Origin of the sequence: Blautia sp. JLR.GB0024, assembly GCF_037000545.1 — a bacterium.
Lineage (GTDB): Bacteria > Bacillota > Clostridia > Lachnospirales > Lachnospiraceae > Blautia > Blautia celeris.
The window spans coordinates 559065-584644 of sequence record NZ_JBANBF010000001.1 but is presented as its reverse complement, the minus strand read 5'-3'; the positions used below and the strand labels follow the sequence as shown (position 1 = coordinate 584644).

Sequence of the window (25580 nt, the reverse complement as noted above, 5' to 3'; positions counted from 1 at the left end):
ATTTTCTCCGCTGCCCGAGGACCTTTGAATATCTCCGGGTATGAAACAGGAAAACGGACCGCCATCACTGACGGTCCGCAAGATTTCTATTACAAGACTGAATTATTTCAGCTCTTCAACAACTTTCTGGATTGCCTCTAAAGCGTCAGCAGGAAGTTTGTCATATCCATCTTTCTTTGTCTCAAAAGCTTTGATCTCATTGACACGGTCATTCATACGAGCTCTGAGCTGATCAACGTAGCTTGCATCATTCATATCCGGAACGAATCCTTCCCAATCGAAGATTTCGATATCGGAGAACGGTCCCCAAGGTTTGAAGTCTGCTTTCTTCTCTACGATTGCTTCCAGGATACCTAAAGTATCTTTCGGCTGTACTTTCTTGCCCATGAAATCGCCTGTGTTGATGATGTAGCAGTCTACATTTTTCTCTTCAACCAGTTTTTTGAATTTCTCGTAGTCATCAGCTAACGGATATGTTCTGAACGGGTTAGCGTAAGGAACAACAACCAGCTTATTCGGGTCAACGCCCGGTGCAAGACGCTCTGCTGAAGAACGTTTTGTAGCCAGAGTAGCGCCCATTACAGATGCTAAAGAAGCACCTTTTAATTTCACTACCGGCGGAATGGTCGGGTCTTTCATGATCCAGAAGATTGCGTTAACCGGCTCGTCGATCTTGTCAACGCGGTTCGGTGCCCACAGTTTGGATTTGATCGCACGTCCGTTACCATTTCTGATATCTTCTGTTACAAGCTGGATGTTTCCATCCTCGTCTAATGTAGCAGAGTTATTCATGGATGTCAGAAGGAACTTGTTGTCATCGCATCCTGCAGGATAATCCTGAGTTTTATCGAAGTATGTAGGCTCTAACGCTACGGAAGCACAAGTATCTGTGTTGATGATGAATGCATCATCATGCAGAACCTTGATCTCGTATTTGCCATTGTGTTTTGCATGTGTGATGGTAGATTTACCTGATCCTGACAGACCGTATACAGAAGCAACGTATTTGGAACCGTCAGCCAGTGTGTACTCTTTCTGTCCGCCGTGGCATGCTGCATAACCATTTCTGTTGGCAATTGCCCAAGCCATGGTCAGAGTACCTTTTTTGTGCTCACCGAAGTATCTCATACCAAGGATACAAGCACAGTTCTGGTCTGTGTTGAAGTAGCACAGAGTCTGCGGATCGCTTAAGCAGCTGAAGTCAACGCCCGGACGGCTTGCAGGTGCCCACTGAGGATCTGAGAAGATAAAAATATCTGCTTCTTTTCCGCCGCCTACAGGCTGGGAATTTTTATACATTTTTACATAGTCATCAGACATATACTGGAAGTTCAGCATCCAGGAGTACATGATGTTCTCTTCGCCTTCCGGAATCAGCAGGTGAGCTTTTACCATGAATTCTGGGTCCAGACCTACATATACCTCTGCATGATACATGGTTTTCCAGCGGGCTTCATAAATAGCATCCATAGCCACTTTGTCAAGAGCCGCGCAGTCAACACCTGGTTCTCCGGCAATACGGCGTGCTGCTGCATAACGTCCTGTGATAGCACCATCGTTGAATAATAAAACTTTAGCATCTCTCTCAAGACCAAACTCTTCGCCTCTATAAACAGGCATATCTGTAACGACTGTTCCAGGTGAGTTCTTCGCTAATTCATATGCCTCTTTTAATGTGTTAACCTTAACAACATTGTTGCCATAGAATGCTGCTTCAATAATGGAACGAGTTTTGCTGAAGCCAGTTTTGCCTGCTCCAATCTCGTTGATTGGGTAATATGCTTTTGTTGACATATGGTTTCCTCCTTAATCTTATCTCAAAGTCAATTTATTATCTCATGTTAGTTTTTAAAAGTCAATACTTTAACAATGTATTTTCTTGACGATTTTTTTACATTTTATAGAATTTTTATTTTTTAAATTCCGAGCACATTTTTTACTGCGGCAGGCATATCAGGAACGTCCACCACGGTATCGTGCAGAACAGGGGCTGTACGGATCTCCTCAATGGCATTGGGAACCTTCACATTTGCAATTTTGGACAATTCATCCACCAGCTCGAAATCACCCATAGCATCATATTTGCTGTCAATGGCGTTCATGACGCTTCTTGTGAATTTAAACGGACTGGCTGTGGAGGCAATGACCGTCTTGGTGCTGTCCCCGGTCTCATCTGTGTATTTTCCGTAAACACAGGCAGCAACCGCTGTATGGGTGTCAATCACGTAGCCTGTATCCTCATAAAGAGCCTTTATAGCCTGGGCAGTCTCCTCCTCTGTAGCAAAATTGCCATAGAAATCAGCAAGCTGGCCGCGCATTTCCTCTGTGATCTGATAGGTTCCGCCCTTGGTAAGCTGCTCCATCATCTCCCGGTTTTTGTCCGCATTTTCCCCTGCAATGCGGTAAATAAGCCTTTCCAGGTTGCTGGATATAAGGATATCCATGGATGGAGAGGAGGTCAGAATGAAGTCACGGTTCCTGTCATAGCTTCCGGTAGAGAAAAAGTCAAAGAGAACTTTGTTCTCATTGGAGGCACAGATCAATTTATCGATCGGCAGGCCCATATTCTTGGCATAATAAGCTGCCAGGATGTTTCCGAAGTTTCCGGTGGGCACTGTTACGTTAATTTTTTCACCATCTTTTATCTCACCGTTCTTGAAAAGGTTCACGTAAGCGTAAACATAGTACACCACCTGAGGCACCAGACGGCCGATATTGATGGAGTTGGCAGAAGAGAACTGGAAGCCTGCCTTGTCAAGCTCCTCCTCCATGGCCTTGTCATTGAACATTTTTTTCACTGCGGTCTGGGCATCATCAAAATTGCCTGTGATTCCCACCACATATGTATTATTTCCCTTCTGTGTCACCATCTGTTTTTCCTGGATGGGGCTGACACCATTCTTGGGATAAAAGACAATGATCCTTGTACCGGGCACATCTGCGAAACCGGCCATAGCTGCTTTGCCTGTATCGCCTGATGTGGCAGTGAGGATAACGATCTCATTTTTTACATGATTTTTCTTTGCGGAGGTGGTCAAAAGATGGGGCAGGATGGAAAGTGCCATATCCTTGAACGCTATGGTCGCTCCGTGAAACAGCTCCAGATAATATGCGCCGCCTGCCTTTACCAGAGGGGCTATCTCCTCTGTATCGAATTTGGAATCATAGGCTCTGGCAATACATGCCTTTAACTCTTCCTCTGTAAAATCGGTCAGAAAACGGCTCATAACCTCATAAGCGATCTCCTGGTAAGTCATCTCTGCCAATTTTTCCATGGGAATATCCAGCCTGGGAATACTTGTAGGTACGAACAGTCCGCCGTCCTTTGAGAGTCCTTTTAAAATTGCCTCGGATGCTTTTACGCATTCCCCTGTTCCTCTTGTGCTCTTGTACAAAATCTCCATCTTTTTTAAGTCCTTTCTTCTTTACGGATACGTGAAAAAGTCATGTACCCCATATTGGAATAAAAATTTTAAATCCTCTTTAAACCATTTAATATTGTGCTGTTCCGCATAAGCCTCTTCCATGAAGAACAGTGCACCCTGGGAGTAATCCTCCCCGTCTATCGCCCGGTTGACCGCTTCTCTGGTCCCCTCTGAAACGGTGACCGTATCGATTCTGCCGTCAACCGTAGGAGAAAACTGGGGACTTCCGTCCGAATTCTCCCACACCACATCGTGAATACTGTTGGGAAAATCAGGGCTTTTCACCCGGTTGAAGATCACATTTGCCACCAAAATACGGCCTTTGATATCCTCTCCGCCGGCTTCCGCCTCCACAATTTTAAGAAGCGTCTCATAATCCTGGTCCGTCATCCTGAGGAGACTCTCAGAAGCGCCGATGGAATGATTCTCCAGTTCAGCCACACTGCTGGCTGTCTCTTCACTGAAATCAAAATGTGATTCCTGCACCTTTTTTCCTGTTCTCTGCCCTACCAGCACAGCCTCACAGGAAGTGCCGAGCCGATGTACTTCGCTCTGGGTATCCTGACTTATCAGTACGCCTGAAATAATTGCGTCCAGACCGTACAGCTGTTCTTCCTCTGGCTCATCCTTATCGTTAGGCGGATCTTTGTCGTCACTCACAGATGCATATACATTATTTTTCCCGCCTGCATGAAGCCCATGGAAGGTGAATGCCACGGCAGCGATCACCACTGCCCCTGTCATAACCAGCGCACAGGTTCTCCGGCTCTTTTTAGATATCTTCCGGATCAAAAATAAAAATCCGGCCGCAATCGTACGAATAATGTCCATACCTTTTTCCTTTGCCTGTTTTCTTATCTCGAATAGACACCAGTGATACCTCTCAGTTCCGTTTCTGATGTCATGAATTATATGGATTATAAAATAATTGGGCAATGGAAGTCAATAAGCCGGGGCGTCTTTTAGCTAATCTTCACAAGATTATCTTATTTATTGATGGTTATTTTATACACTTTTTCGTGCTTTTTTCCTCTATTTCACTAAAATGTGGAAATATCTGTATCTTCTTTTATTCTATCTGCTTATGATATCCAGGCCGCACCCAGACGGTAAGTTCCGGCGCCGTCCTCAAATGTCCCTTCGCAGGAGTCATACCCGATAGCACCAAGACCGGAACGCCATTTTTCCACATCAAACCGGAAACTGTCATTTTTTATCTGTCCTGCTTTTATGGTTATCAGAATTCCTTCCGGAAAATCCAGGTTTTCTTTATCGATCAAACCTTCCTCCGTCAGTTCCTCCCAAGTGGACAGCATTACATCTATATGTCCACTTCCGCCGTCAGGCAGGCTTTCCTGTGCATTTGTCAAATAGGACCAAAAAAGATATCGAAGGGCCTCCTTCTCCTGTTTGGAAAGGTTCTCTTCCTTTGTCAGATCAAGAGCCGCTATGGTGATCTTATCATTCAGTGCCGTGTCTGCACCGTAGACTGCCTTCAGGATGTCAAGATACAGGCCGACCACATCATTTTGATGTTCCAGAACGCGGACTTTGTGAACGCCTGTGATTCCCAGCGGATAACGCTCCACAGAAGTGCTGTCAGCGGCTGCGGAAAGCGCGATGCGCATTCCCGGCCGGAGTGCCTTTGCTTCTAATTCCGTTCCTTCTTGGTCATAAAACAGGACATCACTTGTGCCAAAGTCGGCCAGTCCACCATTTTCTTCCCCATCCTGTAAAAACAGTATGGTGTTCTCATCTGCTGTTATCACTTTCCCGGTAATCTCAAACTCCCGGGCAGCCGGTTCGTTGTCCTCCCGGGATGTATTTCCCACCTCTGAAGACACATTTCCCCTCGGTTCGGTCATTTTATCACCGCCACTTTGTCTCTGTATGGAGGAACACCCTGTAAGCAGTACCAGACATAATGCCAATGTGTAAAGAAAAATACCGCCTCTCTTCTTTTCCTTTATTTTTTTCATATCCTTTCACCTCATTTTCTGAAATATGCAGCAATCGTTACCCTTCTTTTTATAAGTGTACGCTGTGTCCTGTTTTGTTGCATATGTGCGAAAATGATGTTAAAAATGATGGCATAAAAATTGATCTTTCAATTTTGAAAATGCTTATTTTGACTCATTTATCTGAGATGCCATTTCATCCAAAGTAAAAACTTGGTATCCCTCTTCCTCTGTGCCGGTATCTTCCCTTGTCTTTATACTGTTGTGGTAATCACAGAATGTTTTTACTTCTGCAAAATCCCCCTCCTCTCCTTCTTACGGTCATAACAGAACGTTTGTTCGCCTATAATATGATTATATCGAATATATGTTCGGTTGCCAAGGTACAAATAATGGACCGGTAGAAATCTGTTATTTTACCCGTCCATTATTCGCATAAAATGTTTTACCCCGTGTATTTTTACTCTAACTGATAAACTATACCTTAAAATATTTGTACACACTTTTTTATCTGTTTAGTTTTTACACACTTTTTGCCAATGTTCTACACACCATTTACACACTTTTTTTACTTTTCAAGTCCATAACTTGCCTCTGGATACCATCTAAATAATATCAGATTATCTTACCAATGGTACGCTATTTACCCATAAATTTTTTTATCTGTTATTAATAGCAGTCACCAGCGCGTCGATGGATGCCCTGATGATATCAGAATCCACTCCTGCGCCCCAGGCAAGACTGCCGTCCGGTTTGCGGATTCCCACATAGGCAATGGCCTTGGAACTGGAACTCTGCTCCAATGCATGTTCCTGATATGTTATCAGATCATACTGGAACCCGTATTCCTTTTTCAATGCGTTGCTGACTGCGTTGAGACGTCCGTTTCCGGCTGCCTCTATCGTCACCTCACGTCCGTTAAAGCTGGATGTCACCTGTGTGGTGATGCCGCCGTCCTTCTGCTGGAAATGAACACTGTGGATTTTCAGAGGAGAGGTAACGTTCTCAAATGTCTTTTTGAACAGCTCGAAAATCTGCTCAGGCAGCAGTTCCTTCTGTGTATGATCTGAGACAGCCTTGGCTGTATATCCCATGGCCTCCCGCATCTTAGCCGGCAGGTTCAGGCCGTATTTTGTTTCCAGAATATAACCTACACCGCCTTTGCCGGACTGGCTGTTAATACGGATAACGTCTGCGTCATAGTTTCTTCCCACATCTTTCGGATCAATGGGCAGATAGGGAACAGTCCAGTGTTCCGGTTTCTTTTCATCCAGCCAGTGCATGCCTTTTGCAATGGCATCCTGATGGGAACCGGAGAAAGCTGCGAAAACCAGCGCGCCGCAGTATGGGCTTCTCTCGCTTATTTTCATTCCTGTGAACTCTTCGTATTTTTCACAGATTGCACTCATATTGGTAAAGTCAAGATTCGGTTCAACACCCTGGGAATACATATTCAAGGCCAGGGTAATGATGTCCACATTACCGGTTCTCTCGCCGTTTCCGAAAAGTGTTCCCTCAATACGATCAGCTCCTGCTAAAAGTCCCATCTCAGAATCAGCCACACCACATCCTCGGTCGTTGTGCGGATGAAGGGATACGATCACGTTTTCTCTGTATTTCAGGTTCTCACACATATATTCTATCTGACTTGCGTATACATGGGACATGGAATGCTCCACTGTTACAGGCAGGTTGATGATTGGCTTTCTGTCGGCTGTGGGCTGCCAGATGTCAAGCACTGCGTTGCATACCTCAAGCGCATATTCCGGTTCAGTTCCTGTAAAGCTCTCCGGACTGTACTCGAAGCGGTAATTCTCTCCTGCTTCCTCTGTGAGCTGTTTTAAAAGTTTAGCGCCTTCTACTGCAATCTTCAGAACTTCTTCCTTTGATTTTCTGAACACCTGTTCACGCTGTGCAAGGGATGTGGAATTGTATACATGAACAATTACATTTTTGGCTCCTTTTACTGCCTCAAATGTCTTCTTGATAATATGTTCCCTGGCCTGAGTCAGAACCTGAATGGTCACATCATCCGGAATCAGGTTTTCCTCGATCAGCTTTCTGAGGAATGTATATTCTGTTTCAGAAGCAGCCGGGAATCCCACTTCTATCTCTTTAAATCCAATCTCCACCAGAAGTTTGAAAAACTCTACTTTCTGTTCCAGATTCATGGGGATGACAAGTGCCTGGTTGCCGTCACGCAGGTCAACACTGCACCAAACGGGAGCTTTGTCCACATACTCTTTTTCCGCCCACTTCATACATTTTACCGGCGGCATGAAATACTGTCTCTTGTACTTACTGCAATTTTTCATTCTCTTTTCCTCCTGACTTTTTTGGATACCTATATCTAAGCTTTAATAACAGGCGGCCTGCCCGGACTTCCAGGGATTTCTCTGGCTTCCCAAATGGTATAAAAAAAAGCCCTCCATCTTTATTACAATATGCTTGTAATAGAGACGAAAGACTACTGTCCTGCGCGGTACCACTCTACTTTATGAATATACTTCATACGCTTAATAAGATACAGATATGTACACCTTATATCTTTCCCTTCTGATAACGGCAGGGTTCCGTCTGCGCCTACTGTTTCTCAAAGAAAGTTCGGGCAGCTGCTCCAAGGGCAGTTCCAGATTCTGCGTCTGCCGCTTCACACCAGCCAGCGGCTCTCTGAAATCCGATATGAATCTGTACTAATCCTTATCTTCGCATTTGTCATATTGCAACAGCTCGTTGCTGTTGTGTTAAAGTTAAGATACCATTCCCTGCCGAAAATGTCAAGAGAGAAACGCATGTATTTTTCCAAAAACCCTCTGCGCGATCCGGTAAAATCCCAAATCATTGGGATGAATGCCATCCACAGTGCAGCACTCTCTTGCTTCCTCCCCAAACAGCTCCGCACCGTCCAGAAAATCCACCTGATATCCTCTTTCCCTGCATTTGAAAACCGTCTCCCATATAATCTGTCTGCGCTCCCTGCTCTGCAGCTCTTCTGTCTTAAATTCCGGGTTTGGCCGTGACATGACAAGCACAGGAAGCGCCGGGTTATGTGAAAGAATATATTCCAGAAACGGTTCATGTGTTTCCCTCAAAAACGCGGCATCGGGAGCATTGTAGTCGTAATCATAGACCAGATATTCTGCAGGCAGTCCGGCAATATAACGGGCAATCGGCAGATCCCCTCTGGCATTGCCTGAGAACCCAAGACAATACATGCCTGCATCCAGCCATCTTGTCACCAGCGCCGGATAGGCATTGGAGGTTCTGGAGGCACATCCGCCCTGTGTGATGGAGGAGCCATAAAAGATTATAGGCCTCCTTACTTTATGTTCAAGCGGCTTCCATATACATGCCTTATCTGAGATACCCAGGTAAAATTCCTTCACACCGTTGTAGAGGGGCAGATATACGGTTATTTCCGATTTTTCCCCTGAAAGAAGAATTTCTCCCTTTACCGCATCTTCTCCCGGTTCTGCCCTGAATGTAGCGGCATAGCTGCCGTTTACAAACACATCCATGCCCGCGCTTCCGGTCAGGGGCATATGGGACATCATAAAATCCGGCTCCAGCAGCTCCATACACAAACCCAGAATACAGGTATCTGTCTGAAATCGCAGCACACCTCCGCTGGTATGCCGGGCAAGCGCAGTAAGCTCCGGTCTGTCTATTTCTTCCAGAACACCATCGGGAAGGCGCTGCCAGGTATGGGGGCATAATCCCTCAATCTCTGCCTCTGTTTCCTTTACCTTCCTGTAATTTAAGCGTGTACTGTTTGCTTCCTGTTTAAAATTACTGTCCAGGTCTTCTATCTTCAAAGGTTCATCCTCCTGCTCTGTCTGTTATTTCATCCCACGACAGACATTTTTGAAGAGTGCGGTCATATCGTGGGGTATCCTCGCTTATTTTCGCTTATTCTTTTAAATAGCGCTTTCTTTTTCTCATGTATTTGCTATAATATTAGTATAGGCGCGTATAAATGTCAAATTTACAAAGGAGGTCTGTTTTATGCAGGAAATCTATGATTTTCTTAAGAAATGCGGGACTTATTATCTGGCAACCACAGAGGGCAGTCAACCAAGAGTCCGTCCCTTTGGAACCGTGGACATCTTTGAAGACAAACTCTATATCCAGACCGGTAAAGTAAAAAATGTTTCCCGACAGATTCTGGCTAATCCCCAAATAGAGATCTGCGCATTCGACGGCGGTCACTGGCTGCGGATCGAGGCCACTGCCGTGCTGGATGACAGGGTAGAGGCACAAAAGCACATGCTGGACGGCTACCCGAACCTGCAGGCCATGTATCAGCCCGGCGATGGCAATACACAAGTATTTTACCTGAAAGATGCCACGGCTACCTTTGCATCATTTACGGATGAACCAAGGGTGATTCATTTCTAATAGGAATCCCAGCGTTTTTGATCATTCAAATGGGGGACTGCCGATGGAAACAACTGCGGTCCTCCGTACAGAAAACAGCCATTATATCTGTACTTTTATCATGCGGCAGTCCGGTCAAAATGCGCGTTTTTTTCCTTAAAAATATTTTAATAAAAAAAATTAAACTTTTTTTCGATTTTTTCTTGCATTTTCCAAAAATTCTGTTATAATAAATAATCGTTACGGGGTATGGCGTAGCTTGGTAGCGCGCACGGCTGGGGGCCGTGAGGTCGCAGGTTCAAATCCTGTTGCCCCGATTAATAATTAAGATACTGGAGGCTGCTGTTTATGTGGTTCTCCAGTATTTTTTATTTATAAAACGAATCATTATTTTGAAGACACTTGAATACAGTTTTTACAAACTACTGGAGTTTGTAAGTAATCTATAGTATTATTACTATAATTCAAGATTTCCATATCAAGGAGGAATATTATATGTTTAAGATTGCAAATTTTACAAATAACGATGATGTAAAAATACTCTCTGAGTTAGGCCCATTTACTGTAATTGAATATCAAAAAGATTTAAGTGTTATGCCATCAGATGCTGCCATTGCATATTATAGTGCTGCCATGAATGTGCGCAAACGTCAGGTTATTTGTGATTTAAGCAAAGCCAGCATTACTTTACAAGCCGGCGCTATGCAATGGATGGTCGGCAATGTAAATGCCACCACCGGTATTAAAGGTGTTGGTGACTTATTTGGTAAGGCTGTTCGTGGCAAAGTCACCGGCGAAAGTGCTATCAAACCCGAATACACCGGAGATGGGATTTTAGTACTGGAACCTACATATCGTCATCTGTTACTTCTGGATTTAAAAGACTGGAATGAATCCATAGTTCTTGATGATGGTTTATTTTTAGCCTGTGATTCCAGACTAAAACATAAAGCAGTAATGCGCTCTAATGTTTCATCTGCCGTTGCCGGTAACGAAGGCTTGTTTAATTTAGGAATCAAAGGCTCTGGCATATTATGTTTAGAGTGCCCTTGTCCACGAGAAGAACTTGTTGAAATCAGCTTAGATAACGATGTATTAAAAGTTGATGGCAACATGGCAATTGCCTGGAGCGGTACTCTTGATTTTACAGTTGAGCGTTCCGGTAAATCTCTTATTGGATCTGCTGCTTCCGGCGAAGGATTAGTCAATGTTTATCGTGGTACCGGAAAAGTACTTCTTTCACCTGTGGGAAATTGATAAATACAACCATTCACATGCTCCCGGATATATGTCCGGGAGTATACTGTTGATATATCAAAAAATCATAAGCCGTTAACCTGAACATCCATACAATTTACAAAATATGTTCTTCTGTCTTCCATATATTCTTCCTATTGTAATTTTGACTAGTTATTTCGTATCTACCACAGCCTGTGCTCTTTCCAACAACTTTACTGAGGACGAATCGCCAATCATAGACGTCGTTTTTTCCAGCTTGGTGATACATTACACTATATTAGCTTTCAAACACTTCTCATAAGTAATCAAAAAAACGCATATGTTTTAGTAAATACCCGTACAGGGAGTACATTACAGATATGAGTAAAGAAAACAGAAGCTCTTTTGTTATCTCCATCCTGCTTCCGCTGGCCATTGGTTCTCTGTCTACCCTGATCAGCGGAAACCGTTCTATGTATGATATGATAAACAAGCCAGCCCTCAGTCCGCCGGCTTTTATATTTCCGGTTGTGTGGACAATACTTTACATTTTAATGGGAATTTCTTCCTACCTCATCTATGAATCCAATAATCCGGGCAGGCGCAGGGCGCTTAGGACATACGCTGTTCAATTGCTTTTCAATTTCTTCTGGAGCATTATTTTCTTTGGTTTCTCCCAGTATTTTCTTGCATTTATATGGCTGCTGGCGTTGATTCTTGTTATTATCGTCATGATCTGTCAGTTTTATAAGATCAGCCCCGCTGCCGCTTATTTACAAATTCCTTATCTCATCTGGTGTATATTCGCGGCGTATCTTAATTTTATGATCTATATTATGAATCGGTGAGGTGGTATATATGCAGACAGTCACGACAAATACCTTAACAGATACCATATCATATAAAAACATACCGATCGTAACATATAAAATCAACTACCCTTCCTTTACTACCACATGCAATGTGAAAGCCGCCGAGGCCATAAATGCTTACTATCTCCGACTTGCCCAGAACACCCGGGACTACTGCAGGAATGTGATATTTGCGCAGGCAGCACAGGACCTTGAATACATACAGGGCACGCGCCCGTTTAATGCTTATACTCTGGACGTTGTTTTCCAGATTACCTATAATTCCGGATGCATCACCAGCCTATATACGGATACATATACTTATACAGGCGGAGCCCACGGGCAAACAATACGCACTTCTGATACATGGGATTTCAGCAGCGGAGAAAGGCTGCGGCTCACAGATTTTTATCCTCTTACGCCTTCTTCCCTGCATCAACTGCAGGTATCCATGGAAAGCCAGATTGCCAGAAGATTAAAAGAGAATCCCGGTACTTATTTTGATGACTATAAAACGCTTTTGCATAACACATTTCGTATCAACAATTTTTATTTAGAGCCGGGAAAACTGGTTATTTATTTTCAGCAGTATGACATAGCGCCATATTCTACCGGACTGCCGGAATTTTATTTTCCAATTAATATTTGAGGCCAAACACTGACAGGAGGGCTGATGCAGCCCTCCTGTCAATTTTCCTCCTTATCTGCCGGTGACCCAACAACAAATTCCCCAATCACTGTTTTACCGTCCTGCAGATACATAGGTATACGGAAAGATTTTATTTTATTTAATTCCAAAGCCTCCTCAGGACTTTCCGGCAGGTCTCCAACCAGGTCTGTGCTTTTCACATATCCCTGTACATCATCTTCCCCTATAGCCAGCAGCAGTTCAGGATCTCCATATATAACGCCTCCAATACCATAGGTTTGCCCTTCTTCGTTCTTTGGATACCCTTCTTTTATAATCTCTTCCCGTTTTGGTATGATCAAATCCGGTTTTATGCTGTTATTTACATGTACTCCTACCCCAACCACCATAGAAATGCATAATACAGACAGCACAGAAGCGGCCGCCATTTTCCGTTTTATCACATTCTCCCTCCTTTTCTTATGCAAAATGTAACATATAATATTCAAGAATATCCTTATGCGTCTCTGCAATTGTAAGCCCCGATAATTCATCTGTCTCAAAAAAACGCAGTTCTCTGGATTCCTCACTGCAGCAAAGTCCCTGAAAATCTTTTATAAAGACCTCATAGACCGCAGTTATAATGCGCACGATATTTCCGTCCGGGTAAGCAGCTATCCTGTAAGGATAGGAAAATACATTAAGTAATTTTAGACTGTCTGCCCAAAGTCCTGTCTCTTCCCTTACCTCCCTCTGCACACATTCCTCCAGCGATTCTTCCATTTTCAGGCCACCGTCGATAAATGCCCAGCGATCTGTGTCTGTCCTGCGTTCCAGTAATACCCTTCCGTTATTTCTTATAATGCCAACTGCACCCATGTGAATCGGACGGTTGGGTTTTGGGGCATCCGGTGTGTTATAGAATTTTGTCTGATTTTTCATGTTTTTTATCATACACTTTCCTCTGCTAACTCTGTACAAAAATAATATCATATTTTCATTCCTCTTACAACCTGATTCCGCCCATCCCGAAGCAATGAATCGCAGCCATCACCTCCCCCCACGCACATAAAAAACGGCCCATCCCGCTTTTCCCGGCGAAATGGACCGTTTTATATCCTGCTCTTTTACTGCTGGCTGTTGATGTAATTGATCAGGCCTTCAGCCTTAATGATTTTCTGCATGAACTCAGGGAATGCCTGGCCTTTGAAGCTGGTTCCTTTTGTCTTGTTGGTGATGATCCCGCTGTCGAAATCCACTTCCACCTCATCTCCCGCTTCGATGTTCTGTGCCGCTTCCGGACACTCAATGATAGGCAGGCCGATATTGATAGAGTTGCGGTAGAAAATACGGGCAAAGGTCTCGGCAATGACGCAGCTTACCCCTGCTGCCTTGATGGCAATGGGTGCATGCTCACGGGAAGAACCGCAGCCGAAGTTCTTATTTGCCACAATGATATCACCCTTCTGTACCTTCTTCACGAATTCCTTGTCAATGTCCTCCATACAGTGCTGTGCCAGCTCTGCCGGATCAGAAGAATTCAGATATCTTGCCGGGATGATGACATCCGTATCCACATTGTCGCCATATTTAAAAACTGTTCCGTTTGCTTTCATGTCTTCACCCTCCTATAATCCAAGTTCTTCCGGAACGGAAATTTTGCCGGTTACTGCGCTTGCCGCAGCGACAGCCGGGCTTGCCAGATATACTTCAGAGTCCACGTGTCCCATACGTCCCACAAAGTTTCTGTTTGTGGTGGAAATGCAGCGCTCGCCCTCTGCCAGGATACCCATGTATCCGCCCAGGCACGGTCCGCAGGTCGGAGTGCTGACAACTGCGCCGGCTTCTATAAAGATCTTCAAAAGTCCTTCCTCCATTGCCTGCAGATAGATGTTCTGTGTTGCAGGAATGATAATACAGCGCACGCCCTTTTTCACTTTGCGGCCTTTTAATATCTCTGCTGCACAGCGAAGGTCTTCAATTCTGCCGTTGGTACAGGAACCGATCACGGACTGGTCAATCACCACATCCTCTGTGATCTCATCCATTGTCTTTGTATTTTCCGGCAAATGCGGGAATGCGATGGTCGGTTTCAGCTGGCTCAGATCAATGGTATATTCTTCGTCGTAAACCGCATCCGCATCTGCCTCGTAAACTTTATACGGGCGTTTGGAATGTTCTTTCATATATGCTTCCGTCTGCTCGTCAACCGGGAAGATTCCATTCTTTCCGCCTGCCTCAATTGCCATGTTGGCAATGGTGAAGCGGTCATCCATGCTCAGGTTTTTGATGCCTTCACCTACAAATTCCATGGATTTGTAAAGAGCACCGTCCACGCCGATCATGCCGATGATATGTAAGATCACGTCTTTTCCGCTGACCCATTTGGCCGGTTTGCCTACAATATTGAATCTGATGGCAGACGGTACTTTGAACCAGGCTTTTCCCGTAGCCATGCCTGCTGCCATATCGGTACTTCCCACGCCTGTGGAGAAAGCGCCCAGCGCGCCGTAGGTACAGGTATGAGAGTCCGCTCCGATCACCACGTCACCTGCCACGGTAAGGCCTTTTTCCGGAAGCAGCGCATGCTCAATGCCCATCTCTCCCACATCGAAGTAATTGGTAATTTCATTCTTACATGCGAATTCACGCACGCATTTGCAGTGTTCCGCTGATTTGATATCCTTGTTCGGAATAAAGTGGTCCATAACCAACGCGATTTTGTCTTTATCAAATACATTCTTAACGGTCATTTTATCCATCTCGTGAATTGCTACAGGAGATGTAATATCATTACCCAGTACCAAATCCAGGTCTGCCTCGATCAACTGTCCGGCTTCCACTTTGTCAAGGCCGGCTGCTGCAGCCAGAATTTTCTGTGTCATTGTCATTCCCATGGGTATTCCTCCTTGTTCTATCGATTTCATCTATTGCTATCATAGCATATCTTTTGTTATAATAGAAATACATATTAAATATATCTGCCATAACTCCTATTTATATGGTGTAAAATAAAATACAGAAGTGAGGTTTTATAAATGGAGCAGAATTTATCCCTGTACCGCGTCTTCTATACCGTAGCTAACGCGGGTAATATTTCCAAAGCCGCAGAGCAGCTCTATATCAGCCAGCCGGCGATCAGCAAATCCATCCGCAAACTGGAGCAGAGTCTGGATGTGACTTTGTTCTCCAGAAATTCCAGAGGCGTCCAGCTCACCGAGGAGGGGGAGATCCTCTACGACTATGTGCAGAAAGCCTTCTATTCCCTGCAAATGGGAGAATCCCGTATTAAGAAGATCAATGACCTGGGAATCGGGCATTTACATATCGGGGTCAGCACTACCCTCTGCAAATATATGCTGCTTCCTTATCTGCAGGAATTCATCAAGCTGCACCCACATGTGAAGATCACCATTGAATGCCAGTCCACCAACCATACCCTGCAGCTTCTGAAGGAAAACAAAATTGATCTGGGGCTTATCGGGGAACCGGAACGGCTTCACCACATACATTTTGATTCTCTCGGGGAAATTGAGGACATTTTCGTCAGCACCAGTTCCTACCTGGACAATCTGTCCCTGCGCACCAACCACAAGGACGATATCTTCCACACAGCCACTCTGATGCTGCTGGACAAGGAAAATATGACCCGTCAGTATATAGATGACTACCTCTCCATGCACCACATTGAGACAAACAACCTGCTGGAAGTGTCCACCATGGACCTGCTCATTGAATTTGCCAAGATCGGCCTGGGCGTGGCCTGTGTCATCCGCCAGTTCGTAGAAAAAGAACTGAGGGATAAGACCCTGGTGGAGATTCCCCTCCCCTTCCCGATCCACAAGCGGAATATCGGCTTCGCTTTCCTGGATAACCTGCAGCAGACCACAGCGGTAAAGGATTTCATTGATTTTTATAACAGTAAACGGCCATAATTACAGGAATAACTGCGGGGCAGCGGCCCCACGGCAAAGCCGCCGGGAAAAGGATACTTCCTTCACCCGGCGGCTGTTTTTATTTATACATTAACATTTAGTTCTCGATCAGTTTGCCTGTGTCGTTCCAGCTGTATAATTTACGCAGCTCTGCTCCGACTTCCTCTAACTGATGCTCTGCTTCTCTTCTTCTCATAGCGCCGAAGTGCATGCAGCCTGTCTGGTTCTCGGAAATCCAGTCTTTTGCAAAAGTACCGTCCTGGATATCGGACAGGATCTTCTTCATAGCTTTCTTGGTATCATCTGTGATGATCTTAGGTCCTGTGATGTAATCACCATACTCAGCAGTATTGGAGATAGAATAACGCATACCCTGGAATCCGCTTTCGTAGATCAGGTCAACGATCAGTTTCATCTCATGGATACACTCAAAGTAAGCGTTCTCCGGTGCATATCCTGCTTCTACCAATGTCTCGAAGCCGGCTTTCATCAGTGCGCATACACCGCCGCAGAGAACTGCCTGCTCGCCGAACAGGTCCGTCTCAGTCTCAACTTTGAAAGTAGTCTCCAGAACACCTGCTCTTGCTCCGCCCAGTGCTGCAGCGTAAGCCAGTGCTCTGTCTTTTGCTTTTCCTGTGTAATCCTGCTGTACAGCTACCAGACACGGAACACCTTTTCCTACCTGATACTCGCTTCTTACTGTATGACCCGGTCCCTTAGGAGCGATCATGGTAACGTCAATGTTAGCCGGCGGTTTGATCTGTCCGAAATGGATAGCAAAGCCGTGTGCGAACATGAGCATATTACCTTCTTCCAGGTTCGGCTCAACATCTTTTTTGTACATAGCTGCCTGTTTCTCATCGTTGATCAGAATCATGATGACATCAGCCTGTTTTGCAGCTTCTGCTGCTGTATAAACTTTTAATCCCTGTGCCTCTGCTTTTGCCCAGGATTTGCTGCCTTCATAAAGTCCGACAACAACATCCACACCTGATTCTTTTAAGTTCAGAGCATGTGCATGTCCCTGGCTGCCGTAACCGATGATTGCAACTTTCTTGCCCTCTAAAAGTGCCATGTTGCAATCTTCCTGATAATAAATTTTTACTGCCATTTTAATTTCCTCCTAGCATATTGTTTTATCTTAGGGAATAAAAAATCATTCTCTAGCTAACGTATGTAAAATTACTCCTCGTCTTCCTCTAAATAGAAGACATCATCAACACCTCTGGAAAGTCCGGTGATACCCGTTCTTGCCAGTTCCAGAATCTCATAGCCTTCCAGCAGGTCAATAAACGCTTCCAGCTTTGACTTGGTACCGGTAAGCTCTATGATCATGGATTCCTTGCCCACATCAATAATATTGGCACGGAAAATATCCACGATTGAAGAGATACTCGGTCGCTGCTCGGGCTCCACACGGACCTTCACCAGAATCAATTCTCTGTTGACACTCTGCCCGTCCTTCAGCACCTTCACGGTAAGTACGTCTTCAAGCTTTTCCACCTGCTTGGTGATCTGTTCCAGAATCAGTTCATCCCCTCTGCAGACAACTGTCATACGGGAATAATTCGGATCCGTTGTGATACCCACGGAAAGACTGTCGATATTATAACCGCGTCGGCTGAACAAACCGGAGACCCGGCTCAGAACACCGGCCGTATTTTCAACCAGAATAGATAAAATTCTTTTGTTCATACAGCACCTTCTCCCATGCTCTCCCGTTTTCACGGAACAGCTTAACTTTTCTTGTAATTCTATCAACTATTCAAAATTTTGTCAATGCATTTAAAGCGTTATAACTAATTAGTATGTAAATCATAACTGAAAGCTATACCGGCGAAAGCCCTGTATTTTTGCCCCTCTCCCTCTCAGCTTTCCCTCAGAACCATCTGCAGGGATGTGTCTGAAAAGAAAGTATTGGCATTGTACAGATATAAAACCTCCTGTATCTCCTCCACCTGCATCAGCTCTTCCAAATCCCCGTAATAATACCTGGGGTCTACTGCCACGATTTTCCGGTACTGGGTCGCCAGAAACGGCAGGTAACAGTTGGCATAGGAATCCTTCAGCACCAAAAGTGTCTTATCTGACTGCACAGGTGTCTCGATACGGATAAGCGGGTGGTTGCCGCCCAGAAAACAGGCGTATCCGTCTCTGGTATCCAGTTTTCCCGTATCGTAAAAACTGGCTGTCTTTTTCTGCTCATCCACATAATTGACCACCGAAGAAGGGGAACCGTCCTTTGGCAGATATACTTCCAGCTCCTCCTTCTCCCCTGAACGAAAACCGCTCTTTGCAGACAGTGTACCCTGGAATCCGCCTGTGACAGGCAGCGCGTCAAATGTGATCTCTGATCCATTGTATCCCATGGTCTTCCCTGCCTCCAGAAACGCCAGATACGCCGCCTCTGTGGTCCAGTGATGGTCTGTCTTATAATACAGTTTCTTGTCCCGGTTCTTTTTCAGGACGCCGCGCATATCCAGAACCGTGATTCCCTGCTTCTCCAGCTCTTTTCCGAGGGTGTCAAGATACCTTCCCTGATCTGCTGCCGGTGCGAAGGCAGGCAGCTTGTCAGAGAGGATTTCCACTGCATTAGGCACTATCATGGCGTACTGCTTCACTTCCCCATATCTCTTAGCGAAGTCTCCCATGGCGCTGCAGGTCTCCTTCAGGTTTTTCCCGTCGGGTTCTGTGAACTTCTCTATCAGGTATCCGTCTTTTCCCAGATAGACGCCGTTTGACTCCACTCTGCCGATCAGCCGGTCGAATCCGGCCTTCATCTCAATCCACATATCCCGCAGCAGGAACTGATCAGTGAAATACGTCTCGAACTTCTCCTCATATCTGCCGGATATGATCTGTCCCCCATTGATACCGGGTGCCTGTTCCAGCATTCTGTTCTCCTTGTCAGAAAAAGTCCTGTCTCTGGCGATCAGGCTGCCAAGAAAGAAAAAGGCTGTGACTGCGATAAATACCCAACCTGTAATGATCGCTGCCCTCCTGTGCAGGTTTTTATTTTTTTCATTCATGAACCTCTCCGTTCCGGTGGGGAATCCCCGCCTGTTTTATTAAAAACGCAGGTATAAAAAAGGATGGTAAGAGCTGTAGACCAGGCAGGCTGTCCCCAGAAGAAACAGCACGCCGTACAGCACTGCGGAGCCAACTATAGAATCGTGGAACCGGCTCTCCACCCATCGGTAAAATCCCTGCCTGCAGGCAAGTATGCACAGCAGGAAGACCACGAGGTTTGTCTTCAGATAATACAGCGCTGCCGTATCCGCAAGTCCCACGGCCCCGATTCCCACCAAATGCCCCAGATAACCGGCTGCCTCCCCCAGGGAATTGTGGGAAAACAGCATCCAGCCTATCATTACCAGCAGCATCGTATAAGTCCCTGATACCCAGCCCGGCAGTTTTTTCAGCCTGCTGCCAAGAATATATTTTTCTGCTATCAGAAGTACTCCGTAATATAACCCCCACACAGGAAAATTCAGCGCTGCCCCATGCCACATTCCGGTAAGGCACCACACGATCAGGATATTGCGGATATGCTTTCCTGTTCCCACGCGGTTGCCGCCCAGAGGTATGTAGATATAATCCCTGAACCAGCTTCCGAGAGAGATGTGCCATCTCCGCCAGAACTCAGTGACGCTTTTTGACATATACGGATAGTCAAAGTTTTCTTTTACCGTAAATCCCAGCATTCTGCTGATTCCAATGGCCATATCGGAATATCCTGAAAAATCAAAATAGATTTCCATGGTAAAGGCAAACATACCGATCCAGGCAGTGAGCACAGATATATTTCCTGCCCCTGCGCTGATCTCCCCATAAAGGGAGGCCAGTGTGTCGGCCAGCAGCACCTTTTTTGCAAGACCCAGAATAAACCTTCTGGCTCCGTAGCCAAGCTGCAATGCATTCACCCTGCGCTTCTTCATCTGCTCCTTCATGTCCTTGTACCGAACAATAGGCCCTGCGGTCATGGCAGGAAAAAATACCGCGTAGGCGGCAAAATCCGTAAATTTCTTCTCCGCCTCTGTTCTGCCATAGTAAATATCAAAGAGATAGGACAGATTCTTAAAAGTATAAAAGGACAGTCCTATGGGAAGCGCCAGCTCCCTGACTGCAATCTGTGTATGAAAAAAGCTGCCGATCAGATTCGCTGCCGCCCCGAAATATTTAAAGAAACAGAGCAGAAATACATCCACTCCCACGGCAAAGATCAGATCCTGTTTCTTCCGTCTTCCGTCATTCTCCTCTCCTCCGATCTGCAGACCCATAATATAATGAAATACCGCAGAAAATATCAGCAGAATAAGATAGACCGGGTCTCCCCAGGCATAAAACACAAGGCTGGCTGCCAGAAGGAACCAATTCCTCCCCGCGGCAGGCAGCAGGTAGTATATCAGCAGCACTGCCGGTAAAAATGCAAAGATAAAAAACAAACTGTTCAGCAACATATATATTCTCCCCTGAATCCGGACGCAGTCCGGAAATCATCCTCCCTGCTATTTGATCAATTCCAGAAATTCTTTCCTCCACTGCTGCGCATGACTTCCGGATGCGTACAGCACATAACTTCCCCTCGATTCCACCGCTGCCTCTGTAAGAAGCGCCGTCTGGGACACGCCGTATCCCTCAAAACTTTTCTTCTGCTCCTCCAGATGCTTTTCCGCACTGTCCAGCACATCCTCTGCCTCCTTCGGACTTTCCGCCTTTACGACCAGAAACTCATCCACAGACATGGGGGACTCTGCTTTATAAAAAACATATCCTTCAAGATTCCCTGCTTCCAGCCCGTAGAACCTGCGAAGCTGTCTTGCACCGCATTTTTCCAGGGAAGTTATTGTCTTATCCTGCTCCATTTTGGAAGCTATTTCCTCTATGGGAACATCCTTTGCCCAGCCTCTTGTGCATAAAAAACCAAGGTAGGCTGCCAAAAACATAAGGGTTCCCGCTTTTACCCATTTTATTTTCATCTTATAATCCCGCCGTATCCGCCAGATAGGACAGCCATGCCGGATAATAACTCTTGATCACATGGATGCCGTCCGGCTCATAAATTCCATCTTTTCCTTCTATTAAAAAAGTACAGTCCACAAAGGTATATCCATCTTCTTCACACATGGCCTGAAGTGCCTCGTTAAACGCTTCACAGTACGCATAACTCGGCGTCTCCTTCACAGCCTCTTTGGTTGCGGGCAGAATGCTGTTGATATAAACTGCAGCATCCGGAAGCCCTTCTTTCAGCCGCCCGATCTGGCGCCTGTATGCCTCAATAAACTTTTTGCTGTCCCCTTCACAGATTTCCATGTCGTTTGTTCCGAAAACAAAAAACACTGCCGAGGGACGCAGTGAGATGGCATTGTCCACCAGGTCATCTGCCTGGCTTACGCTGAGCCCTCTTTTATAGAGCACCACATCCGTGTCCAAAAAGCCGTACTCCACGATGGATTCTGAAAAAGAATCCCCCAGTATCACAGCATTCTGGAATGCCCTTTTTAATTCCACCGTATCCCGCTCTTCCCCTTGACTGCCTTCGGAACCATCCCGGCTTTCCAGGTCTTTCAGAGCATTTTCCGTATGGGAAATATCCGCCTTTTCCAGGGCGGCTACGGTCTTTCTGTTTTTTTCATAAGGAGTTTCTTCGGCGTTTTCCGCCTTTTTAAAGATAACAACAACAGCAATGATGACCATCAGCACCACTGCCACAAGAACCCAAAAACGGGTTTTAGATATGTACGCTTTGATTTTTTCCATTTTTCCCTTCAATTCCTATGTCCTTTTCCCCTATTCGACAGATTCCCCGATTCCTGTCGTTTAATAAATTATAGACGTTAAAAACTGAAAGTTCAAGGTGAATATTCCAACTTTTATATATTTAAAAAAGCTGTTACAAAATCGCCTGATTTTTGTAACAGCTTCACAATGATTTATTTTTCCTGCCCCATCATGATGATCCGGTCACTGACGTGCATGACCATGGGCAGGTCATGGGCAATGAGCATAATAGTCAGATGATGCTCCTCCTGCAGCTTTTTAAACAGATGCATGATCTGTGCCTGAATGGAGATATCCAACGAGGAAATGGGCTCATCCGCCACAATAAACTCCGGTTCCACGGACAGCGCCCTGGCAATGGCTGCCCTCTGCCGCTGTCCTCCTGACACGTCATAGGGATGGCGGAGGGCAAGGGCCGGATCAAGTTCCACCTGCTCCATTAAGGAGCGCACCCGCTCCCGCAGTTCCTGCCTGCCTCTGCACAGCTTCTGGATCCTGAGCGGTTCCCCTATGATCTCCTCCAGGGACATGTGAGGATTAAATGCTGAGGAGCTGTCCTGGAAGATCATCTGTCTTCTGTAAATGCGGGCAGTGTCCCCGTGATAGAAAATCTTTCCGCCATCCGGTTCGTAAAGCCCTACGATACACCTGGCAAGGGTGGATTTCCCGCAGCCGGAGGGACCGGCCACTCCCAGGATTTCCCCTCTGTAGACATCCAGAGAAAAATCCTCCAGGACACGGGAAACCGTATGCCTGTCCAGACGGAAATTTTTAGACAGATGCCGAATCTCGATGAGCTTTTCCGGTTCCGGCTCTTTAAGAAGAACCACCTGATCACCGGGTGTTATCTTTTCCTCTACCTGTACAGCCGGATGAGAGACATCCCCCTCCACATGGGGGTGCATATGGTTGTGCGTGCCGCCGTGGGTATGGGGCATGCCGTTGTGGAAATGTATCTTACCGTGTGTATGCCCAATGCCTTTTCCGTAATTCCGGTATCCCAGCAGTTTTATGGTATAGGGATTCTGCGCGTGATCAAAAATATCATGGACACTGCCGCTCTCCACAATCTCTCCCCGGTACATGACATATACGCTGTCCGCCACATCTTCCACCAGACCCAGGTCATGGGTGATGAAGAGAATGGCAACCCCGGTCTCTTTTCTTATCTTTGCCAAAAGCTCCATGATCTGCTGCTGGGTGTCCACATCCAGCGCAGTAGTCGGCTCATCTGCCAGCAAAAGGCCCGGGCTGCAGGCAAGGGCTATGGCGATTGCCGCCCTCTGCCGCATGCCCCCGGAAAACTGGTGGGGATACTGGGAAAACCGCTTTTCACATTGGTCAAATCCGGTGAGTTCCAATAGTTCCAGTGTTCTGGCCTTTGCCTCTTTTTTTGATATTTTCTCATGGAGAAGGATGGTCTCCATGATCTGCTTTCCGATGGAAATCGTTGGGTTCAATGACAGATAAGGGTCCTGAAACACCATGGAAATCTCCCTGCCGCGGAATTTCTGCATCTGCTTTTCCGTATATTCCAATATGTTGCTGCCCTGATACAGAATCTCGCCGCTTTCCACCCGGGTCTTATTTCCGAGAAGCTGTAAAATGGTTTTGCACAGCACGGTTTTTCCGGAGCCGGATTCCCCCACAAGGGCAGCCAGCTCTCCCTTCTTAAGCTCCAGGCTTACGTGTCTTGCGGCGCGGGTCTGCTCCTCATCCTGAAAGGTCACGGACAGATCGCGAATCTCCAATAATGTCTCCATAAGTGTTCTCTCTTTTCTATAATGAAGTGTTACATATCCCAGTCGTAAATATTCCAGAAGATACCCACACCGTGATGACCGAGAACCGTGTCCTTCGTCAGTCCGGTGATATTGTCTTTTGATACATACATGGCGTCAATATATGCGATAAAGGTATAAGGAAGGTCTTTTGACAGCTCCGCCTGGAATTCCTTATACAGCGGAAGTCTCTCCTCCTGTGTCTCCAGTTCTCTTGCCTGCTGAAGAAGTTCGTCTACTTTTGCATTGGAGTAGCTGCTGTAGTTGGCTCCTTTGTCTGTGCCGAATACTTTGTAGGTATGGTCATCCGGGTCAAAAGGACTTCCCCACCCGATCAGGTATGCATCCTGGTTTGCCCAGTCTGTCTCTGCTGTCACTTCCACTTTACAGTTCACACCGATATCCTGCAGGTTCTGCGCGCAGATATTTGACATATCAATACGCACCTGGTCTGCCTGACCGTTGGAAATGGTGAAGGCAAGCTGTTCTCCGTCTTTTTCATAATACCCGTCATCGCCCATTTTCCAGCCATTTTCTTCCAGAAGCTGTTTCGCTTTCTCCGGATCAAACTCATATTTTTCAATGTCCGGGTTGTTATAAGGTCCCATCTGCAGAGGAGAGTACGCTGCCTCCCCGTGACCTAACAGCACGCTGTCCACAATAGACTGGCGGTCAATGGCATAGCTTAAGATATTTGGCAGTTCCCTGTGTCTGCCAAAGAACTCACTTCCGAAGTTATAAAGGATTCCTCTGTAATCTGCTGTTTTCATAACATCCACAACAAATCCGTCTTCCCCCTCAAACTGCTTGGCATCTTTCGGTGTCACCTGCGCCAGATCCAGTTCCCCTGATTTTAACTGAAGGGCCCTTGCCTGGGTATCCTCCACAATCTTAAAGACTACCTTGTCAATCTTAGGTGCTCCCAGATAGAAGTCATCAAACTTTTCAAGGGTGATGCTCTGTCCCTCGTCCCAGGAAACCAGCTTGTATGGGCCGCAGCCCACAGGATTTCTGTTGAAATCATCGGTCACGATGTCTTTTCCCTCCAGCAGGTGCTTGGGCAGGATTCCGATAGTCAGGTAATCCAGCATGGCAACATTTGGTGCTTTCAGAGTAATCTTCACCGTGCTGTCATCCGGAGTCTCAATCCCTGTGATATCCTCATAGTTGGAAGCAATCTCAGAGGCATTGTCCGGGTTCATTATAGTATCCAGCGTAAACTTCACATCCGCGGAGGTAAAGGTCTCGCCGTCATGGAATTTCACGTCTTTTCTCAAATGAAAGGTATAGGTTTTGGACGCCTCATCCCACTCCCAGCTCTCTGCAAGAGCAGGTACCACTTTGTCCTCTGCATCATGGGCTGTCATACCTGCAAATATAAGGGAATTGATCTCCCCATGCTCATAGAGCGCAGGGTTAATATTGGTGTAATCACCGCTTCCGTAAACCAGCGTTTTTTCTTCCCCGCTCTTATCCGCGGCCTCTGTTTTTGTGTCTGTATCTCCTTTTGCCTTATCGTCTTTGCTCCCGCAGCCTGCAAGCAGTGAGGCTGCCATGGATGCTGCCAGCAGTAATGTCAGTATTTTCTTCTTCATGTCTGTTCTCCTTTTACGTTTATTGCCGGTT

At 46.0% G+C, this 25580-nt stretch carries 23 protein-coding genes, 1 tRNA gene and 1 other annotated feature; of the genes, 6 read left to right on the top strand and 18 right to left on the bottom strand.

The annotated features are described in order from the left end of the window. Positions 1–102: 102 nt before the first annotated feature. The 6 genes from V8Q34_RS02680 to V8Q34_RS02655 form a co-directional block, all read right to left on the bottom strand. The gene (locus V8Q34_RS02680) at positions 103–1794 is read right to left on the bottom strand and encodes a phosphoenolpyruvate carboxykinase (ATP) (RefSeq protein ID WP_033140390.1); all 1692 of its coding nucleotides are present in this window, start codon (positions 1792–1794) and stop codon (positions 103–105) included. Positions 1795–1916: 122 nt separating this feature from the next. Continuing rightward, positions 1917–3404, bottom strand: a complete 1488-nt coding sequence (gene thrC, locus V8Q34_RS02675; RefSeq protein ID WP_033140391.1) for a threonine synthase — start codon at positions 3402–3404, stop codon at positions 1917–1919. A gap of 21 nt (positions 3405–3425) precedes the next feature. Next, positions 3426–4256 carry a cell wall hydrolase gene (locus V8Q34_RS02670; RefSeq protein WP_081960216.1) on the bottom strand — a complete coding sequence of 277 codons (831 nt, stop codon included), beginning with the start codon at positions 4254–4256 and terminating at the stop codon, positions 3426–3428. A 251-nt stretch (positions 4257–4507) separates the two neighbouring features. Further along, positions 4508–5404, bottom strand: a complete 897-nt coding sequence (locus V8Q34_RS02665; protein WP_335834744.1) for a hypothetical protein — start codon at positions 5402–5404, stop codon at positions 4508–4510. Between the two features lie 638 nt (positions 5405–6042). Further along, positions 6043–7698, bottom strand: coding sequence for a 2-isopropylmalate synthase (locus tag V8Q34_RS02660; protein ID WP_335834743.1), 1656 nt, complete (start codon positions 7696–7698; stop codon positions 6043–6045). A gap of 137 nt (positions 7699–7835) precedes the next feature. Beyond that, positions 7836–8099: a binding site (T-box leader), on the bottom strand. 61 nt (positions 8100–8160) lie between these two features. Then, the gene (locus V8Q34_RS02655; protein ID WP_335834742.1) at positions 8161–9198 is read right to left on the bottom strand and encodes an SGNH/GDSL hydrolase family protein; all 1038 of its coding nucleotides are present in this window, start codon (positions 9196–9198) and stop codon (positions 8161–8163) included. 190 nt (positions 9199–9388) lie between these two features. Between V8Q34_RS02655 and V8Q34_RS02650 the strand changes: the two genes are divergently transcribed. The 5 genes from V8Q34_RS02650 to V8Q34_RS02630 all read left to right on the top strand — a co-directional run bounded on the left by V8Q34_RS02650 (position 9389) and on the right by V8Q34_RS02630 (position 12478). Further along, entirely contained in the window at positions 9389–9781 is a 393-nt protein-coding gene (locus V8Q34_RS02650; RefSeq protein WP_033140396.1) for a pyridoxamine 5'-phosphate oxidase family protein, read from the top strand. A 222-nt stretch (positions 9782–10003) separates the two neighbouring features. Further along, positions 10004–10077: transfer RNA gene (locus V8Q34_RS02645), tRNA-Pro, on the top strand. A 178-nt stretch (positions 10078–10255) separates the two neighbouring features. Beyond that, the gene (locus tag V8Q34_RS02640) at positions 10256–11017 is read left to right on the top strand and encodes an AIM24 family protein (RefSeq protein ID WP_227243320.1); all 762 of its coding nucleotides are present in this window, start codon (positions 10256–10258) and stop codon (positions 11015–11017) included. Positions 11018–11358: 341 nt separating this feature from the next. Beyond that, the gene (locus V8Q34_RS02635) at positions 11359–11826 is read left to right on the top strand and encodes a TspO/MBR family protein (RefSeq protein WP_033140404.1); all 468 of its coding nucleotides are present in this window, start codon (positions 11359–11361) and stop codon (positions 11824–11826) included. A 10-nt stretch (positions 11827–11836) separates the two neighbouring features. After that, positions 11837–12478: a DUF3298 and DUF4163 domain-containing protein gene (locus V8Q34_RS02630; RefSeq protein WP_148391510.1), complete on the top strand. Its 642-nt coding sequence runs from the start codon at positions 11837–11839 to the stop codon at positions 12476–12478. Positions 12479–12516: 38 nt separating this feature from the next. On the opposite strand, the gene V8Q34_RS02625 is transcribed toward V8Q34_RS02630, so the two are convergent. From V8Q34_RS02625 to leuC, 4 genes are all read right to left on the bottom strand, one after another. After that, complete coding sequence (locus V8Q34_RS02625) at positions 12517–12921, bottom strand: hypothetical protein (protein WP_335834741.1); 405 nt, start codon at positions 12919–12921, stop codon at positions 12517–12519. Positions 12922–12937: 16 nt separating this feature from the next. Next, the gene (locus tag V8Q34_RS02620) at positions 12938–13411 is read right to left on the bottom strand and encodes an NUDIX domain-containing protein (RefSeq protein ID WP_335834740.1); all 474 of its coding nucleotides are present in this window, start codon (positions 13409–13411) and stop codon (positions 12938–12940) included. A 173-nt stretch (positions 13412–13584) separates the two neighbouring features. Beyond that, positions 13585–14073: a 3-isopropylmalate dehydratase small subunit gene (leuD, locus tag V8Q34_RS02615; protein ID WP_033140407.1), complete on the bottom strand. Its 489-nt coding sequence runs from the start codon at positions 14071–14073 to the stop codon at positions 13585–13587. A 12-nt stretch (positions 14074–14085) separates the two neighbouring features. Continuing rightward, positions 14086–15354 (bottom strand): 3-isopropylmalate dehydratase large subunit, encoded by a 1269-nt coding sequence (gene leuC / locus V8Q34_RS02610; RefSeq protein ID WP_033140408.1) that lies wholly within the window; start codon positions 15352–15354, stop codon positions 14086–14088. Positions 15355–15495: 141 nt separating this feature from the next. Here leuC and V8Q34_RS02605 point away from each other — a divergent pair, with 141 nt between their 5' ends. Further along, entirely contained in the window at positions 15496–16392 is an 897-nt protein-coding gene (locus tag V8Q34_RS02605) for a LysR family transcriptional regulator (RefSeq protein ID WP_033140409.1), read from the top strand. A 97-nt stretch (positions 16393–16489) separates the two neighbouring features. Here V8Q34_RS02605 and ilvC read toward each other — a convergent pair whose 3' ends face one another. The 8 genes from ilvC to V8Q34_RS02565 form a co-directional block, all read right to left on the bottom strand. Next, positions 16490–17503 carry a ketol-acid reductoisomerase gene (gene ilvC, locus V8Q34_RS02600; protein WP_033140410.1) on the bottom strand — a complete coding sequence of 338 codons (1014 nt, stop codon included), beginning with the start codon at positions 17501–17503 and terminating at the stop codon, positions 16490–16492. A 71-nt stretch (positions 17504–17574) separates the two neighbouring features. Beyond that, entirely contained in the window at positions 17575–18087 is a 513-nt protein-coding gene (gene ilvN / locus V8Q34_RS02595) for an acetolactate synthase small subunit (RefSeq protein WP_033140411.1), read from the bottom strand. Between the two features lie 173 nt (positions 18088–18260). Then, positions 18261–19421, bottom strand: a complete 1161-nt coding sequence (locus V8Q34_RS02590; RefSeq protein WP_033140412.1) for a DHHW family protein — start codon at positions 19419–19421, stop codon at positions 18261–18263. A 39-nt stretch (positions 19422–19460) separates the two neighbouring features. Then, positions 19461–20852: an MBOAT family O-acyltransferase gene (locus V8Q34_RS02585; RefSeq protein ID WP_335834739.1), complete on the bottom strand. Its 1392-nt coding sequence runs from the start codon at positions 20850–20852 to the stop codon at positions 19461–19463. Positions 20853–20900: 48 nt separating this feature from the next. Further along, positions 20901–21371 carry a DUF4358 domain-containing protein gene (locus V8Q34_RS02580; RefSeq protein WP_227243323.1) on the bottom strand — a complete coding sequence of 157 codons (471 nt, stop codon included), beginning with the start codon at positions 21369–21371 and terminating at the stop codon, positions 20901–20903. Between the two features lies 1 nt (position 21372). Then, positions 21373–22152, bottom strand: a complete 780-nt coding sequence (locus tag V8Q34_RS02575) for a GDSL-type esterase/lipase family protein (protein ID WP_146051707.1) — start codon at positions 22150–22152, stop codon at positions 21373–21375. A gap of 173 nt (positions 22153–22325) precedes the next feature. Next, a complete protein-coding gene (gene nikE / locus V8Q34_RS02570; protein WP_335834738.1) occupies positions 22326–23936 on the bottom strand; it encodes an ABC transporter ATP-binding protein in 1611 nt (536 codons plus the stop codon). Between the two features lie 29 nt (positions 23937–23965). Then, positions 23966–25549, bottom strand: coding sequence for an ABC transporter substrate-binding protein (locus V8Q34_RS02565; RefSeq protein WP_335834737.1), 1584 nt, complete (start codon positions 25547–25549; stop codon positions 23966–23968). Between the last annotated feature and the right edge of the window lie 31 nt (positions 25550–25580).